General features: G+C 63.5%; 13 protein-coding genes. 10 read left to right on the top strand and 3 right to left on the bottom strand.

The genetic code is table 11. The features are described 5' to 3' along the window. Positions 1-11: 11 nt before the first annotated feature. Genes H5P29_RS10065 through H5P29_RS10055 form a run of 3 tightly spaced genes read right to left on the bottom strand, consistent with a single transcriptional unit; the run spans position 12 to position 2643 of the window. Entirely contained in the window at positions 12-827 is an 816-nt protein-coding gene (locus H5P29_RS10065) for an ABC transporter permease (protein WP_067957915.1), read from the bottom strand. Then, positions 824-1594, bottom strand: a complete 771-nt coding sequence (locus H5P29_RS10060) for an ABC transporter ATP-binding protein (RefSeq protein ID WP_067957912.1) — start codon at positions 1592-1594, stop codon at positions 824-826. The genes H5P29_RS10065 and H5P29_RS10060 overlap by 4 nt, the downstream gene beginning before the upstream one ends. 32 nt (positions 1595-1626) lie before the next feature. After that, positions 1627-2643: an ABC transporter substrate-binding protein gene (locus H5P29_RS10055; RefSeq protein WP_083948747.1), complete on the bottom strand. Its 1017-nt coding sequence runs from the start codon at positions 2641-2643 to the stop codon at positions 1627-1629. A 385-nt stretch (positions 2644-3028) separates the two neighbouring features. Here H5P29_RS10055 and H5P29_RS10050 point away from each other — a divergent pair, with 385 nt between their 5' ends. From H5P29_RS10050 to H5P29_RS10005, 10 genes are all read left to right on the top strand, one after another. After that, positions 3029-4060 (top strand): substrate-binding domain-containing protein, encoded by a 1032-nt coding sequence (locus tag H5P29_RS10050; RefSeq protein WP_067966154.1) that lies wholly within the window; start codon positions 3029-3031, stop codon positions 4058-4060. Positions 4061-4148: 88 nt separating this feature from the next. Further along, positions 4149-5684, top strand: a complete 1536-nt coding sequence (locus tag H5P29_RS10045) for a sugar ABC transporter ATP-binding protein (RefSeq protein ID WP_246787035.1) — start codon at positions 4149-4151, stop codon at positions 5682-5684. Positions 5685-5703: 19 nt separating this feature from the next. Next, positions 5704-6690 carry an ABC transporter permease gene (locus H5P29_RS10040; protein ID WP_154386425.1) on the top strand — a complete coding sequence of 329 codons (987 nt, stop codon included), beginning with the start codon at positions 5704-5706 and terminating at the stop codon, positions 6688-6690. A gap of 22 nt (positions 6691-6712) precedes the next feature. Continuing rightward, on the top strand, positions 6713-7693 hold the full coding sequence (locus H5P29_RS10035) for a sugar-binding transcriptional regulator (protein WP_067957907.1): 981 nt from the start codon (positions 6713-6715) through the stop codon (positions 7691-7693). Beyond that, positions 7690-8685, top strand: coding sequence for an aldo/keto reductase (locus tag H5P29_RS10030; protein WP_154386381.1), 996 nt, complete (start codon positions 7690-7692; stop codon positions 8683-8685). The genes H5P29_RS10035 and H5P29_RS10030 overlap by 4 nt, the downstream gene beginning before the upstream one ends. Before the next feature lie 19 nt (positions 8686-8704). Then, a complete protein-coding gene (locus H5P29_RS10025; protein WP_154386380.1) occupies positions 8705-10411 on the top strand; it encodes a glycerol-3-phosphate dehydrogenase/oxidase in 1707 nt (568 codons plus the stop codon). Beyond that, a complete protein-coding gene (locus H5P29_RS10020; protein ID WP_154386379.1) occupies positions 10402-11244 on the top strand; it encodes a class I fructose-bisphosphate aldolase in 843 nt (280 codons plus the stop codon). The genes H5P29_RS10025 and H5P29_RS10020 overlap by 10 nt, the downstream gene beginning before the upstream one ends. A 23-nt stretch (positions 11245-11267) precedes the next feature. Continuing rightward, positions 11268-12791: an FGGY-family carbohydrate kinase gene (locus tag H5P29_RS10015; protein ID WP_154386378.1), complete on the top strand. Its 1524-nt coding sequence runs from the start codon at positions 11268-11270 to the stop codon at positions 12789-12791. Further along, positions 12788-14404: a GMC family oxidoreductase gene (locus tag H5P29_RS10010; protein ID WP_182575234.1), complete on the top strand. Its 1617-nt coding sequence runs from the start codon at positions 12788-12790 to the stop codon at positions 14402-14404. The genes H5P29_RS10015 and H5P29_RS10010 overlap by 4 nt, the downstream gene beginning before the upstream one ends. Before the next feature lie 437 nt (positions 14405-14841). Further along, entirely contained in the window at positions 14842-15849 is a 1008-nt protein-coding gene (locus H5P29_RS10005; protein WP_246787034.1) for an iron ABC transporter substrate-binding protein, read from the top strand. The last annotated feature ends 188 nt before the right edge of the window (positions 15850-16037 follow it).

Genomic DNA, 16037 nt, shown 5'->3' with positions numbered 1-16037 from the left:
TCCTCAGCCCCTCAGTGTTTTGCCCAGGGCACGAAACGCCGTTCCAGCGCCTCGAGCGCGAGAATGGTGAGATAACCCAGGGCCGAGATCACCACGATGCCGACGAACATGCGCGACACCGCAAAGGTCTGCCACGACGCCCAGATGAAGAAGCCGACGCCGCTGCGCGCGCCAAGGAATTCCGCCGCCGCGATGATGATGTAGGACGACCCCGCGGCCAGCCGGAGCCCGGTGAAGATGTTGGGCAGAGCCGACGGCAGTGCAATGCGGAAAAATGTCTGGAAGCGCGTAGCGCCGGCGTTCTTGGCAACGTCGAGATAGATCTGCGGCGTCTGCATCACCCCGCCCATCGTGTTGTAGAGCAAGAGGAAGAACACGCCGATGGCGATGACGACGAATTTCGAGGCGTCTCCGACGCCGAAGATCAACAGGATCAGCGGCAAAATGGCGATCTTCGGCACCGGATAGAGTGCGGCGAAGATCGGCCCGAGCACCCGCCGCGCCGGCTGCGACAGGCCGAGGATCAGGCCGAGCAGAATGCCCGGTACGGCACCCATGACATAGCCGACCGAGACGCGGCGCAGCGTGGCACCGATATGGTCGAAAATTTCGAAGCTGGCGATCATCTGCCAGGCGGTGCCGGCAATGGCACTCGGCGGGGGGAAGAAGCGCCGGTCGATGACATTGAGCTGCGAGGCGATCTCCCATAGCAACAACAACAGGATCGGGCTGAAATAGGAGATGGTGCGGAACAGCCGCTCACGCTGGGCCGGAGCCTTGAGCTGGCGGATCTGTTCTTCGGTCAGCTTTGCGGTGATGAGGCTCATGCGTGGCGCTCCGGCGAAGTTGAGGCCAACAGCCGCCAGACCTCATAGGTGAGGTCCCAGAAACGCTTGTCGCGGCGCATCTCTACGACGTCGCGCGGCCGGTCGAAGGGGACAGTGAGATCGGCGATAATGGTGCCGGGGCGCGGCGACATCACCAACACCCGGTCGGCCAGTGTCAGCGCTTCGTCGACGCTGTGGGTGATGAACACGACGGTCTTGCCCGTCGTCTCCCAGATGCGCAGCAATTCCTGCTGCAGCACCAGCCGCGTCTGTTCGTCGAGTGCGCCGAACGGCTCGTCCATCAACAGGATCTCGCGGTCGTCGACAAGCGCGCGCGCCACCGAGACGCGCTGCTTCATGCCGCCGGACAGCCGGTGCGGCAGCGCATCGGCAAAGTCGGTCAGCCCGGTCAGTTCGAGCAGTTCGTCGACGCGCATCCGCCGCTTTTCGGCAGAAACGCCCTTCAGGCTGAGCGGAAAGCCGACATTCTCGCGCACGGTGAGCCAGGGCAGCACCGACGCCTCCTGGAACACCATCGCTGGCGGGTTTTCGCTCCGCATGTCGATGCTGCCGCCGAGCTTGCTTTCAAGCCCGGCGAGGATGCGCAGCACCGTCGTCTTGCCGCAGCCGCTGGGACCGACGATGCAGACGAATTCGCCGCGCTTGACCTCGAACTCGACCTCGTAGGCAGCGACGGTCGTGCGGTCGCTGTCGGCGTCGTAGAAGGCCTTGGTGAGGTTGCGCACCTCGATCGCCGTTTCGCTCATCGTACCCGCCCCTTGCGGCAACGCGGCCTGGGTCACTTCTTGCCCACCAGTTCGTTGGCGCGCTTCAGCAGGTCGCTGCGATAGACCGAGGAGATGTCGACGTCGCCCTTGTATTCGAGGTCGCCGCGCTTGCGGAAGAATGCCTCCTGCTCACGCACGGAGTTCAAGTCGATCGACCCGTCTTCCGAACGAATGGTGTAGGCTATGCCCTGCAGCAGCGATTTTTCCGTGCCGGTGTAGCGGGCGACGATGTCGAGCACCTTCTCGTCCTTCCAACCGCCATTGTCGAGCTGGCGCGCAGCCTTGAGATAGGCAGCGAGGAAATTGACGACGGCATCCTCGTGGCCCTCCACGAACTCCTTGTTGAACGCGATGAAGCCAAGTTCGGTGCCGAAGGTATGGTCCTCGACGAGGCGACGACCCAAGCCTTCGCGCTCGAGCTGCAGGGCGAAGGGTTCGATGCTCCAGCCGGCCTCGAGGCCGCCATTGGCGAAGGCGGCGGCAGTCGCAGGCGGCGGCAGGTAGATCGCCTCGACGTCGTCGACGGTCAGACCACCCTTTTCCAGCGCCTTGGCGACCGAATACATGCCAAAGCCGCCAGGCCCTGGAATACCGACACGCTTGCCCTTGAGGTCGGCGACCGTCTTGATGCCTTCGTCCCAGGCCTTCTGCGAGACCATGAAGGGCGACGGCGACGGCACGGTGTCGGGCATCTTGGCCGAGGTCGCGACGATGGCGACCGTGGCGCCCGCATTGATCGAATTGAACAGCCCGGCACCCCAGGTCGCAGCGCCCGCCTGGACGTTGCCTGAGGCCAGCATCTGGATCGTCTCGGCAGTGCCGCTCTTCGGCGACAGGGTCACGTCGACGCCGTATTCGTCGAAATAGCCGAGGTCCTCGGCGAGGAAGAACGGCGCATAGTCGGCAAAGGGCGAATAGAGGAATTCGATCTTCGGCTTGTCCTCAGCCAGCGCGCCGCTGGCGGCTCCGGCCAGAAGGCCCGCGGCGAGAGCCGAGACAATAAACCCGCGACGATTGACGGCAACCATGAGAACCCTCTCCATTGAGCGATCAGCCAGACTTTGATGTCCTGGATTTTGCAACTGATGCATCACATTGCGAATGTGATATTTTCTAATTGGATTGGCAAGTGGAAAAATCTCATCCGCGAAGGTTGGCCATGGCAGCACGCTGGCACAAAGGTCTAGCTTTGTAGCGACCACAGAGACCCGACCAGCCCCGGCGCAAATTCAGAATCGCGAGGCTTGATCTGAAATATATTTCAGTATATGAATTTTATTGACATATGCTGGGTGAGCTGTAATCTCCAGACCGTCGGCTTTCGGGAGGAAGTCCGGCGGCAATCAATCCACATAGCGGCGCCTGGGGCGCCCGCGACGGTCATTGAGGATGGCTTCGGCCAAGGGAGGAAACTTGCGCAAATTTCTGAGCACGCTCGCAATCGCGGCGGCTGCGTCGACCTGTTTGGCTTCGACCCAGGCGCTTGCCGAAACCGCCAACCCGTTCAAATGCGAGCCGGGTGAGAAATACGTCATGAACGTCATGGTCTCGGGCGTCGAATACTGGTTCCCGGTCTATGAGATGTTCAAGCAGGCCGGCCAGCAGTTCGGTTGCGAGACGGAATACACCGGCACGCCCGAATACGACGTCAACAAGCAGATCGCCACCTTCGACCAGGCGCTCGCCCAGAAGCCGGCCGGCATCCTGGTCCACCCGATGAACTCCGACCCGTTCATCGAGCCGATCAACCGCGCCATCGAGCAGGGCACCGCCGTCGTCACCTTCGCGGCCGACTCACCCAACTCCAAGCGCACCTCCTTCATCACTTCGGACAATCTGGCCGAAGGCACCTATGCCGCCGATGCCGTCGCCAAGGCGATGGACGGCAAGGGCGAGTATGCCGTGCTGGAAAATCCCGGCCAGGACAACCACGACAAGCGCATCTCGGCCTTCATCGCCCGCATGGAAGCCAAATGGCCCGACATGAAGCTGGTCGGCCGCGCTGCCTCGAACCAGGACCCGACCAAGGCCTATCAGGCCGTTCTCAGCCTCGCCCAGGCGCATCCTGACCTCGGTGCGGTGTTCATGCCGGAAGCCAACTCGGCCATCGGCGCTGCCCAGGCGGCCAAGGAAGGCGGCGGCAAGATCAAGGTCATGCTCGCCGACGTCAACGCCAAGATCCTCGACATGATCAAGGCCGGCGAGATCTACGGTTCGGTCAACCCCAACCAGGGCATGCAGGGCTATATGGGCTTCATGCTGCTGTGGCTGGCCGCGCATCCCAACCTGATCGACCCGATGAACGACACGAAGCGGTCAGGCGCCAACGGCATGAGCGTGCCCTTCGTCGACAACGGCTTCTCCATCGTGACAGCCGAAAATGCCGACGACTTCTATTGGGACAAGTATCTCAAGCGTCGCGGCACCAAGGGCATCGAGGAATAAGGTCGCATCCCTTGCCGCTCGCGGCAGAAAACCCGGAAGGGGACCCCGGTCCCCTTCCCCTTTGTGGCGCCCATCGCAGGAGCATGGCGTGACCGAGACGCCCATTCTTGAAATACGCGGCCTGTCCAAGGCGTTCGGGCCGGTAAAGGCGCTCAGCGACGTGCAGTTCGAGCTCAAGCGCGGGGAGATCCATGCGCTGTGTGGCGAAAACGGCGCCGGCAAATCGACGCTGATGAACATGATCGCCGGCGTGCTGCAGCCCGACCGGGGCGAGATCCTGATCGACGGCACAAGCGTTTCGATCCCCTCGCCGGCGGCAGCCCAGCGTCTCGGCGTAGCACTCGTCCACCAGGAGATTGCGCTCTGCCAGGACGCGACGGTCGCCGAAAATATCTACATGGCCGCGATCAATGCCCGTCGCGCGCCGCTGATGAATTTCCAGAAACTCTATGCCGACGCGCAGAAGGTGATGGACCTGCTCGCGCCCATTCCGGTGCGCACCAAGGTCGCCGACCTCTCCATTTCCAGCCAGCAGCTCGTCGAGATCGCCAAGGCGCTGACGCTGGACTGCAAGGTGCTGATGCTCGACGAGCCGACCGCGGCGCTGACCGAAAACGAAGCGCAAAGGCTGTTTGCCATCGTCCGCGGCCTCAGGGATCGCGGCATTTCGGTGGTCTATATCAGCCATCGCATGGCCGAGATTTTCTCGCTCTGCGACCGTGTCACCGTCTTCCGCGACGGCCACTATGTCGCCACCGACCCCATTGCCAAAAGTTCGCCCGACGACGTCGTGCGCAAGATGGTCGGCCGCGAGATCACCCAGCTCTATCCCGACAAGCTGGCTCAGGAGCCGGGCCACAAGCTGCTTTCGGTCGAAGGCCTATCGGATGGCGACCGCTTCAGCGGCGTCAATCTTGAGCTCCGGGCCGGAGAAATCCTCGGTATCGGCGGCCTGATCGGCGCTGGCCGCAGTGAAATTGCCCAGAGCATCTGTGGCCTCAGGCCCGTGATGTCGGGCACCGTCGCGCTTGACCGCCAGAGCTTGCGCATCTCGAGCTACAGCGATGCCGTCAAGGCTGGCCTCGTCTATCTCTCCGAAGACCGCAAGGGCTCGGGCGTGTTCCTCGACATGTCGATCGCGGCCAATGTCTCCGCACTCGACCTGGGCAAGCTGACCGGTTCGCTCGGCCTGCTCGACCGCAAGGCCGAGGACAATCAAGCGACGGACCTGACCAGGCGCCTCGGCGTGCGTATGGCCGGCATCGATGCCAAAGTGTCGACGCTGAGCGGCGGCAACCAGCAGAAGGTGGCGATCGCCAAGCAATTGTCGATCGATCCCAAGGTCATCATCATGGACGAACCGACGCGCGGCATCGACGTCGGCGCCAAGGTCGAGATCCACCGCCTGCTGCGCCAGCTTGCAGCCAAGGGCACCGGCATCGTCGTCATCTCCTCGGAACTGCCGGAATTGATCGGCCTGTGCGACCGCGTGATCGTGGTGCGCGAGGGCCGCATCGCCGGCGAACTCGGCGCCGACGCACTCGGCGAGGAAGCCATCATCATGCTCGCCTCGGGCGTCCAGAACTCTTCAAATCAAGAAAAGCAGGCTCAAAATGTCGCCTAGGGAAGCCGGAGAAACCGTGATGCACGCCGAGATCAAGGCACCCGACACCGCCGGGCGCATCAACTTCGCCCGCCTCGCCTCGATGCGCGAAGCCGGCCTGATCGTCATCATTCTGGCGCTGTGCATCGCCATGAGCTTTGCCTCGCCACACTTCCTGACATGGGGCAATTTCCGCGCCATGCTGATGAGCTTCTCGATCGAGGGCATCGTCGTGGTCGGTATGACCATCCTGCTGATCGTCGGCGGCATCGACCTGTCGGTCGGCTCGGTGGTCTGCTTCTCGATGGTGGTGTCGGGCGCACTGTTCCTTGCCGGACTGGACCCGTGGACGGCGAGCCTGATCGGCATCGGCACAAGCGCCTTGATCGGCGCTGCCATGGGTTTTTTCGTCACCGTGGTCGGGCTCAACCACTTCATCACTTCGCTTGCGGCGATGGTCATCGTCCGCGGCCTGTGCCTGGTCATCACCAAGGGCACGCCGCTGTCGCTGTTTTCGCTGCCACCGGAATTCAAGGCCATCGGCCAGGGCAGCCTCCACGGCCTGCCCTATGTCATCATCATCTTCGTCGTCGTCGTTGCGATCTTCGACTTCCTGCTGCGCCGCGCCACTGCCTTCCGCAAGGTGTTCTACACCGGCTCCAACGAGAAGGCGGCGCAGTTCTCCGGCATCAAGACCAAGCAGGTGAAGTTCTGGGTGACGGTGCTGTGCTCGACCCTCGCCGGGCTGGCGGGTGTCATCTACATGGCCCGCTTTGGTGCTGCGACGCCCACCTTCGGCGCCGGCATGGAGCTCAACATCATCGCGGCGGCGGTGATCGGCGGCGCATCTCTCAATGGCGGCTCGGGCACCATCTTCGGCGCCATTCTCGGTATGGCACTGCTCTCGGTGGTCACCAGCTCGCTGATCCTGCTCGACGTCTCCGTCTACTGGCAGGACATGATCAAGGGCTGCATCCTTCTAGCGGCCGTCTCCATCGACCACTTCCTGCACCGCAAGAAGTCCTGAGCATCAAGCACGAGACACCATCATGGCTCCCCCCAACACCCGCGACGACATATCGACCGTCCGCCAGATGCACCAGGCACTCGTGCTCCACTATGTCGAGGGCAAGACCCAGGCCGAGATCGCCAAAGAACTCGGCATCTCGCACGCCACCGTCAACCGGCTGATCAAGCGCGGCCACCAGCTCGGCCTCGTCGAGATCAAGATCAAGTCGCCGATCGACCATCTCGTCGACATCGAGACGCGTCTTGTCGCGCTCGGCGGCATCGAACGCGCCGTCGTCGTACCCTCGGTATCCGACAATCCGCAGACCGCGCTGCAGCGGGTCGGCGAGGCCGCCGCCCGTCTGCTGCTCGACACCATCAAGGATGGCGACACCATCTCGATCACCGGCGGCAAGGGCGTCAGCGCACTTGTTGCCGGGCTGAAGCCCGGTCGCAGCTATGATGTCGAGGTCATCCCGGCCACCGGTCTCGTCCAGGGCAAGCACTACACCGACGTCAACCACGTCGCATCGCTGATGGCCGACAAGCTCGGCGGCCGCGCCTACCAGGTGCATGCGCCCTTGTTTGCCGACACGCCGGAACAGCGCGAAATGCTGATGGGCGTGCGTTCCGTTGCCGATGTCTTCCGCAAGGCGCGCGAGGCAGATGTGGCGGTTGTCGGCATCGGCTCGATCTTGACCGACGACTCCAGCTATTACGACCTGCACCCATCATCGAGCGCCGACCGGCAGGCCATCCAGCAGTCGGGCGCATCGGGCGAGTTGCTCGCCCACCTGATCGACAGTCGCGGCAAGCTTTGCGGCTACGCCCTCAACCGGTCGCTGGTGTCGCTGACCTTGGATGAATTCGCCACCATACCGCGCTCGATCGGCATCGCCAGCGGGCCGAGCAAGGCCGCGCCCATCCTCAGCGCCATGCGCGGCAACCATCTCGACACCATCGTCACCGACGAGGCGACAAGCCTCCAGATTCTCGACCTTGCCGAACAGGAGGCAGCATGAGCTCCCGACAGATCCAACGCCCCATTGGCCGCTCCGGCGTCTCTGCTTCGGCCGTCGGCCTCGGCACCTGGGCGATCGGCGGCTGGATGTGGGGCGGCACCGACGAGCAGGCCTCGATCCGCGCCATCGAAGCCTCGATTGAATCAGGCATCAGCCTGATCGACACCGCGCCTGCCTATGGCCTCGGCCGCAGCGAGGAGATTGTCGGCAAGGCGATCAAGGGCAAGCGCGACAAGGTGGTCATCGCCACCAAATGCGGTCTCAACTGGCATTCCGGCAAGGGCAACCACTTCTTCGACCAGGATGGCAAGCCGGTGCACCGCTATCTCGGCGCCGACGGCATCGCCCACGAGATCGAGCAGAGCCTCAACCGCCTCGGCACCGACTACATCGACCTCTACATCACCCACTGGCAGGATCCGACGACGCCGATTGCTGAAACGATGGCGACGCTGGAAAAGCTCAAGGCAGCGGGCAAGATCCGCGCCATCGGTGCTTCCAACGTCAGCGCCGAGGACCTCGAGCTTTATGTCTCCGCTGGCCAGATCGACGCGATCCAGGAACGCTATTCGATGATCGATCGTGAGATCGAGACCAGCCTGCTGCCGATCACCCAGCGCAACGACATCGCCACGCTCAGCTACTCCTCGCTGGCGCTCGGCCTGTTGACCGGGATGATCGATCCTTCGCGTGAATTCACCGGCGATGACCAGCGCAAGGGCAATCCACGTTTTTCCGCCGCCAACAGGCAGAAGGTGGCAAAGCTCAAGCAGGCCATCGCGCCGGTCGCTGAACAGCACAAGGCGTCGATGGCCCAGATCGTCATCGCATGGACACTCGCCCAGCCCGGTATCACTTTCGGCTTGTGCGGCGCGCGCACAGCCGAACAGGCGCTCGACAATGCACGGGCCGGCGAGATCACGCTTGGCACGAACGAATTGGCAATCATCGACACGGCAATCGCCGCGCATCTCACCGCCATGGATGCCTGAGCGAAAAGGCACAGCCCACATGAACCGCAACGACACACTCGCCGCTCTGCGAGAGCGGCCCGATATTGCCGTGCTGGTGATAGGCGGCGGCATCAACGGCATCTCGGTGTTCCGCGAACTCGCGCTGCAAGGCGTCGACGTCGTGCTCGCCGACAAGGGCGACTATTGCTCAGGCGCCAGTGCTGCACTGTCGCGCATGGTGCATGGCGGGCTTCGCTATCTCGAAAACGGCGAGTTCAAGTTGGTGCGTGAATCGCTGGTCGAGCGCGACCGGCTGCTCAAGAACGCCCCGCACTATGTCGCGCCGCTGCCGACGACGGTGCCGATCTTCGACACCTTCTCCGGCATCGCCAACGGCGCGGTCCGCTTCCTCGGCCTGACGCGCAATCCCAGCCGCCGCGGCGCGCTGGTGATCAAGGCCGGACTGACCATGTACGACCTGTTCACGGCAGCACGGCGATTGATGCCGAAGCACCGCTTCCGCGGCCGTGCCGAAACCCTCAAGACATGGCCCGCGATCAATTCCGATATCCGCAGCTCCGCCACCTATTACGACGCCTGGGTCAGCCGTCCCGAGCGCCTCGGCCTGGAGATGTTGTTCGACGCATTGGCATCGAGCCCCACCGCGCACGCCCTGAACTATGCCGCGGTCGCCGCATCCAACGACGGCCTCGCCCTTACCGACAGCTTGACCGGCGAGGTCCTGCAGCTCCGCCCCAAGCTGATCATCAACGCCACCGGTGGTTGGATCGACCTCACCAACAAGGCCATTGGCGCGGCCGCCCCGCGCATGATGGGCGGTACCAAGGGCTCGCACCTGATCGTCGACAATGCCGAGCTGCATGACGCGCTTGGCGGCCACATGGTCTATTACGAGAACGAGGATGGCCGCATCTGCATCCTGTTTCCTTATCTCGGCAAGGTGCTGATCGGTTCGACCGACATCCGCGTCGATGATCCCGACCAGGTCCGCTGTGAGGACGACGAACGCAGCTACATCCTGCAGTCGCTCGCTTTTGTTTTCCCCACGATCGTGATCGCCGAAGAAGACATCGTCTTCCGCTTTGCCGGCGTGCGCCCCTTGCCTGCCAGCGACGACAGCTTCACCGGGCGCATTCCGCGCGACCATTTCTGCGAGTTCGTGGAACCAAGCGGCGGCCTGCCGGCGACCTTGTGCATGATCGGTGGCAAGTGGACGACCTTCCGCTCCTTCGGCGAGATGGCGGCCGACATGGCGCTCGAGCGCCTCGGCCTGACGCGCCATACCGGCACCCAGGACCTCGCCATCGGTGGCGGACGAGAATTTCCCGCCGCCTCGGATGCATGGTGCGCAAAGCTGGCGGAACAGCACGGTCTCAATATCGAACGCGCGCATGCCCTGCTTGAGCGTTACGGCACCTCGGCGGTCGATTTCGCGGCTGCCTCCGACCCGATGCTGGTGGGCTCCGACTATTCGACCGGCGAAATCCGCATGATCGTCGAGCGCGAGCAGGTCGAATGCCTCGCCGACATATTCCTGCGCCGCACAACCATCGCCATTTCGGGCGGGCTCAACCTCCAGCTCATCGAGGCCGTGCTCGCCATCCTGGCCAACCACAAAGGCTGGAGCGCCGCCGAGGCCGCCGCCGAGCGCAGCGCCTTTCTCGCCTTGCTCGCCCATCAGCACGGCATCGCACTTTCCGATCTCTCCCAGACGAACGACAAAAGGAGCGCCCTATGCGCCTGAACCACAAAGTCCGCATGAACAGGCTGTTCGGCGGTGGCCGCTGCCTCGACGTCGCCATCGATCACGGCGTCTGCAACGAACCGAGTTTCCTCAATGGGCTTGAGGACATGGCAAGCGTCGTCGGTCAGCTGGTCAAGGCTCGTCCCGACGCCATCCAGATGAACTACGGCCAGGCCGACCTGCTGCAGACCGTTCCGGGCAAGGACAAGCCCGCACTCGTGATGCGCATCGACATGGGCAATCCCTACAACAAGATCCGCCATCGGGCGATGTGGGCGGTGCTTCAGAACGAGGCCGAGCCTTTGCTCTGTGCGATCGAGATGGATGCGGCCTGCGTCGTGGTCAATCTGTTCATGCTGCCGGATGAGCCCGACCTGTTCCGGCAATGCGTCCAGAACATCGCACGCGTCCGCGCCGACTGCGAGAAATACGGTCTGCCGCTGATGATCGAGCCGCTGGCGATGCTGCCCGTCGACCAGAGCGGCGGCTACATGGTCGACGGCGATGCCGAAAAGATCGTCACGCTGACCCGCCTCGCCCGCGAGATGGGCGCCGACATCATCAAGGCCGACCCGACCACCGATCCCAACGACTTCCACCGCGTGGTCGAGGCGGCACGCTGCCCGGTCCTGGTGCGTGGCGGCGGCAAGGAGGATCTGCGCACAGTCTTCGACAAGTCGGCGGCGCTGATGTCGCAAGGCGCGATGGGGATGGTCTATGGTCGCAATATCTACCAGCATGCCCATCCGAGCGCGGTCGTTCGCGGACTGATGGCGATCATCCACGACGGCGCGGATGGTGCCACAGCCTTCGACCTGTACAAGCAGGCTTGAAGCAGCGGCATCGGGAGGAGCCAATGGGCACGTACATTCTTGGCCTAGATGCGGGCAACACCGTCATCAAGGCGATCATCTTCGACACGTCAGGGCGCGAACTTGCGCTCGCCGCCCGCGACGGCCGCTCCTGCATGCCGAAGCCAGGCCATGTCGAACGCGACCTCGACGAGCTCTGGCGCAACGCCATTGCCGTCATCGGCCAGTGCATCGACCAGGCCGGCATCGACGCCGGTGACATCGTTGCCATCGGCTGTGCCGGACATGGCAACGGGCTCTATGCGCTCGACCGCGACGGCGCTCCGCTGATCGGCATCCAGTCGCTCGACACGCGCGCCATAGGCATCGTCGACGAATGGGGCGAACAGAATGTCGGTGACCGCACCTACGCCCATTGCCTGCAAAAGCCGTGGGCGGCACAGACGCCCACCCTGCTCGCCTGGATCAAGCGCCATGCGCCCGAGCTTTTCAGCCGCATCGGCACGGTGTTTCTGTGCAAGGATTTTGTCGTCAACCGGCTGACCGGCGCACGCTCCACCGATACGTCTGATATGTCTGGCTGCGGCCTGCTTGAAATGCCCAGCCGCCGCTACGCTCAAGACCTGCTTGCCGCTTACGGGCTTGGCGACTGCATGGAGCTTCTGCCGCCTGTGCTGGAATCGGCCGAGATCGCCGGCCACGTCACGCCAGAGGTCGCGGCCCAGACCGGCCTGCGAGCCGGCACGCCAGTGGTGGCAGGCCTGTTCGATGTCGTTGCCAGCGCTGTCGGCTCGGGCGTCACCCGCACGGGCGCAGCCTCGATCATCGCCGGCACCTGGAGCATCAACCAGGTCATTACGGACGAGCCGATCCGCGACCCTTCGATTTTCATGCTGTCGACCTTCGACCCCAGGCGCTATCTGGCGATCGAATCGAGTGCCACCTCGGCCGCCAATCTCGAATGGATCGTCCGCGAGTTCTTCGAGCATGGCCATGACGGCGACGCTTCGCCGTTCGAATTGTGCAGCGAACTCGTCGCGTCTGTCGACCCCGATGGCGACATTCCGATCTACCACCCCTTCCTCTATGGCTCGCAGCAGAACGGCCACGCCCGCGCCGGATTCTACGGCGTCGCCGGCTGGCACACGCGCGGCCATATGTTGCGCGCCTTGTTCGAGGGCGTTGCCTTCGAGCACAAGCGCCACGTCGAGACCTTGTGCAAGGCGGGTGCCATCTTCGACGAGGTCACATTGTCGGGCGGCGGCTCGCGCAGCGCCGTCTGGCCGCAGATCTTCGCCGACGTGCTCGGCGTTCCGGTCACCGTGGCTCGCAGCCGCGAGACCGGCGCGCTGGGCGCCGCCATTGCCGCCGCGACCGGCTTTGGCCTCTTCGCCGACTATGCTGAAGGTGCGACGGCGATGACCTCGGCCGCCCGCCACTATACGCCCAATGGCGCGATTGCCCCTGTTTATGCCAGGCGCTATCGATTGTATGGCGAGATCAACCAGGCGATGGCCCCGATTTGGCAGCGCATCGCCATTGAGCAGTCCAAGCAGGCACCGCAGTGACCGAAGCATCCTCCTCATTTGGCGACTATGACTACGTCATCGTCGGCGCAGGCTCCGCCGGTTGCGTGCTTGCCAATCGGCTGTCCGCCGATCCCCGCAATCGCGTGCTTTTGCTCGAAGCCGGTGGTTCCGACCGCTATCACTGGGTCAACATCCCGATCGGCTACCTCTACTGCATGGGCAATCCGCGCACCGACTGGCTGATGAAGACCGAACCAGACGCCGGCCTCAATGGCCGCAGCCTGAACTACCCCCGGGGCAAGGTGCTGGGCGGCTGCTCGTCGATCAACGGCATGATCTACATGCGTGGCCAGGCCGCCGACTATGATGGCTGGCGCCAGTCCGGCAATGTCGGTTGGGGTTGGGATGATGTGCTGCCTTACTTCCTGAAGTCGGAAGACCATCATGCCGGCAAGAGCGCCATGCACGGGTCGGGCGGCGAATGGCGCATCGAAAAACAACGCCTGTCCTGGCCGATCCTCGACGCCTTCCGCGACGCCGCCGAGGAACTCGGCATCCCGCGCACCGACGACTTCAATACCGGCACCAACGAAGGTTCCGGCTATTTCGAGGTCAACCAGCGGGGCGGCGTGCGCTGGAACACCTCCAAGGCCTTCCTGCGCGGCATAACCGACCGCAGCAACCTGCGTGTCGTCACCGGCGCCGAGACCGAGCAGCTCGAATTCGACGGCAGGCGCGTTACAGGCCTCGTCTTCCGCAAGGACGGCCAGTTGCATCGCGTCAAGGCAAGCCAGACAATCCTCGCCGCCGGCGCCATCAACTCGCCAAAGATTCTCGAGCTCTCCGGCGTCGGCCGGCCCGAGCTGCTTTCAGGCCTCGGCATCGAAATCCGTCACGCGCTGGCCGGCGTCGGCGAAAACCTGCAGGACCATCTGCAGATCCGGACCGTGTTCAAGGTAACGGGGGCGGCGACGCTCAACCAGCGCTACCACAATCTATTCAGCCGCGCCGCCATGGGGCTCGAATATGCGGTGAAGCGCAGCGGCCCGCTGTCGATGGCGCCGAGCCAGCTCGGCATTTTCGCCAAGAGCGATCCGCGTCTCGAAACGCCCGATCTCGAATATCACGTTCAGCCGCTCAGCACTGATCGGCTGGGCGAACCGTTGCACCGCTTTCCAGCCGTCACGGTGTCGGTCTGCAATCTGCGTCCCGAAAGCCGCGGCAGCGTGCACATGGCTTCATCAGACGCGCGCGAGGCAGCGAAGATCAGGCCGAACTATCTCTCCACCGACGGCGACCGCAGCACCGCCATTGCCTCGCTGCGCCATGTCCGCCGCCTGATGAAGGCCAGGGCCGTCGCGCGCTTCGCGCCTGAGGAAGTGCTTCCAGGGACCCAGTACGACAGCGACGCCGATCTCATCCGCAAGGCCGGCGACATCGGCACGACGATCTTCCACCCGGTCGGCACCTGCAAGATGGGGTCTGACACAATGTCCGTGGTCGACGACCGCCTGCGCGTCCACGGCCTCGACGGATTGCGTGTCGTCGACGCCTCGATCATGCCGACGATCGTTTCCGGCAACACCAATTCGCCTGTCATCATGATCGCCGAGAAGGCAGCCGAAATGATCCTCGGGGACCGCCGCGCCTAGCCGCAGATCGTCTGGGCCAAAAGAAAATCGCCTGGGGTAATGCAATCGTGACGCACTGGAACGGGGTCACGATTTGCAGCCGATTGTCTTGACCGCCCCGCCACGCGGTGCGGCGTCGGCACAAATTTCCAAGAAACGCCGGCTAACGGCGGATCTGGCGGTCGGGGTCCAACGCTTTCTCCACTTGCGATCAACATAGCACCAGTCCGACAGGCCTGGCTTGTTCGAGTAACGTCTGACTTCGCGACAGCGAATGACTTCGCTCAAGTTTCCAGCAGCCTTCTCGATACGGCCCAGCTCCCAGCATCGTTCACCGAATGCGCCTCGGCAACGCCTTCCCTGGCGTCGACATGTCCATCCATGTTGACTACGCTACTCATGTATTGCTGCCGCCTGTCCGGCCCAGCATACACCTTCAGCTTCCAAGGAGTGCCCCCGTGAAGTCCACCCATTTCGCTTTGACCAGCGCCGCCCTGCTGTTGGCCCTCTACGCCTCGTCCGCTCTGGCGCAGGATGCCAAAGGCATCGTCATCTATAACGCCCAGCACGAAAGCCTGACCAACGAGTGGGCCGAAGCCTTCACCAAGGAAACCGGCATCAAGGTGACGATCCGCAAGGGCAGCGACACCGAGTTCGGCAACCAGATCGTCGCCGAAGGCAAGCTGTCGCCGGCCGACGTCTTCCTGACCGAGAACTCGCCGGCCATGGCGCTGGTCGACAATGCCGGGCTGTTCGCGCCTGTCGATGCCGACACGCTGGCGCAGGTGCCCGAGGAATTCCGTCCCGCCAACGGCCACTGGACCGGCATTGCCGCGCGCAGCACCGTCTTTGCCTATGACAAGACCAAGCTCACCGCCGACAAGCTGCCGAAATCGCTGCTCGATCTGGCCGATCCGAGCTGGAAGGGTCGCTGGGCGGCCTCGCCGTCGGGCGCCGATTTCCAGGCCATTGTCGGCGCGCTGCTCGAACTGAAGGGCGAGGCAGCCACCGTCGAATGGCTGAAGGGCATGAAGGCCAATTTCACCGCCTATCGCGGCAACAGCACCGCCATGAAGGCGGTCAATGCCGGCGAGGTCGATGGCGCCGTGATCTACCACTATTACTACTATGGCGATCAGGCCAAGACGGGCGAGAACAGCAAGAATGTCTCGCTGCATCTGTTCAAGAACCAGGATCCTGGCGCCTTCGTCAGCATCTCTGGAGGTGGGGTCCTCGCGTCCAGCAAACACCCCAAGGAAGCCCAGGCGTTCCTCAAGTGGATCACTGGCAAGACCGGCCAGGGCATCCTCAGGACCGGCACCTCGTTCGAGTATGCCGTCGGCACCGGCGACGAGTCCAACCCGGAGCTCACCCCACTCAAGGACCTGCAGGCGCCGAAGGTCGAGGCCTCGAAGCTCGACAGCAAGAAGGTGTCCGAGCTGATGACGGCGGCCGGGCTGCTCTGAATGCCACTGCGCCAATCAAGCTCCCGCAACACGGTCGCGGGAGCTTTCGCACCTGAAGGGCTTGCCAAGACGGCGGAATTCCTTCACCGGATGGTCACCCATTCCTCGCCGCGAGGCGAACCGGGAGCCTGGAGTGACGCCTTCGTCGGCTGAATATCATCCTTCGCGGCCATCGACCCCAGCCGCAG

This window comes from Aminobacter sp. MDW-2, from assembly GCF_014250155.1.
Taxonomy (GTDB): domain Bacteria; phylum Pseudomonadota; class Alphaproteobacteria; order Rhizobiales; family Rhizobiaceae; genus Aminobacter; species Aminobacter ciceronei.
Note: the sequence above shows the minus strand (reverse complement) of the source record. Positions and strands in the feature narration are given on the sequence as shown.

Excerpts from the sequence above, each read along its gene's own strand:
- H5P29_RS10065 (WP_067957915.1), bottom strand. The coding sequence starts at position 827 with ATGAGCCTCATCACCGCAAAGCTGACCGAAGAACAGATCCGCCAGCTC.
- H5P29_RS10040 (WP_154386425.1), top strand. The coding sequence starts at position 5,704 with ATGCACGCCGAGATCAAGGCACCCGACACCGCCGGGCGCATCAACTTC.
- H5P29_RS10025 (WP_154386380.1), top strand. The coding sequence starts at position 8,705 with ATGAACCGCAACGACACACTCGCCGCTCTGCGAGAGCGGCCCGATATT.
- H5P29_RS10020 (WP_154386379.1), top strand. The coding sequence starts at position 10,402 with ATGCGCCTGAACCACAAAGTCCGCATGAACAGGCTGTTCGGCGGTGGC.
- H5P29_RS10060 (WP_067957912.1), bottom strand. The coding sequence starts at position 1,594 with ATGAGCGAAACGGCGATCGAGGTGCGCAACCTCACCAAGGCCTTCTAC.
- H5P29_RS10015 (WP_154386378.1), top strand. The coding sequence starts at position 11,268 with ATGGGCACGTACATTCTTGGCCTAGATGCGGGCAACACCGTCATCAAG.
- H5P29_RS10055 (WP_083948747.1), bottom strand. The coding sequence starts at position 2,643 with ATGGTTGCCGTCAATCGTCGCGGGTTTATTGTCTCGGCTCTCGCCGCG.
- H5P29_RS10035 (WP_067957907.1), top strand. The coding sequence starts at position 6,713 with ATGGCTCCCCCCAACACCCGCGACGACATATCGACCGTCCGCCAGATG.
- H5P29_RS10030 (WP_154386381.1), top strand. The coding sequence starts at position 7,690 with ATGAGCTCCCGACAGATCCAACGCCCCATTGGCCGCTCCGGCGTCTCT.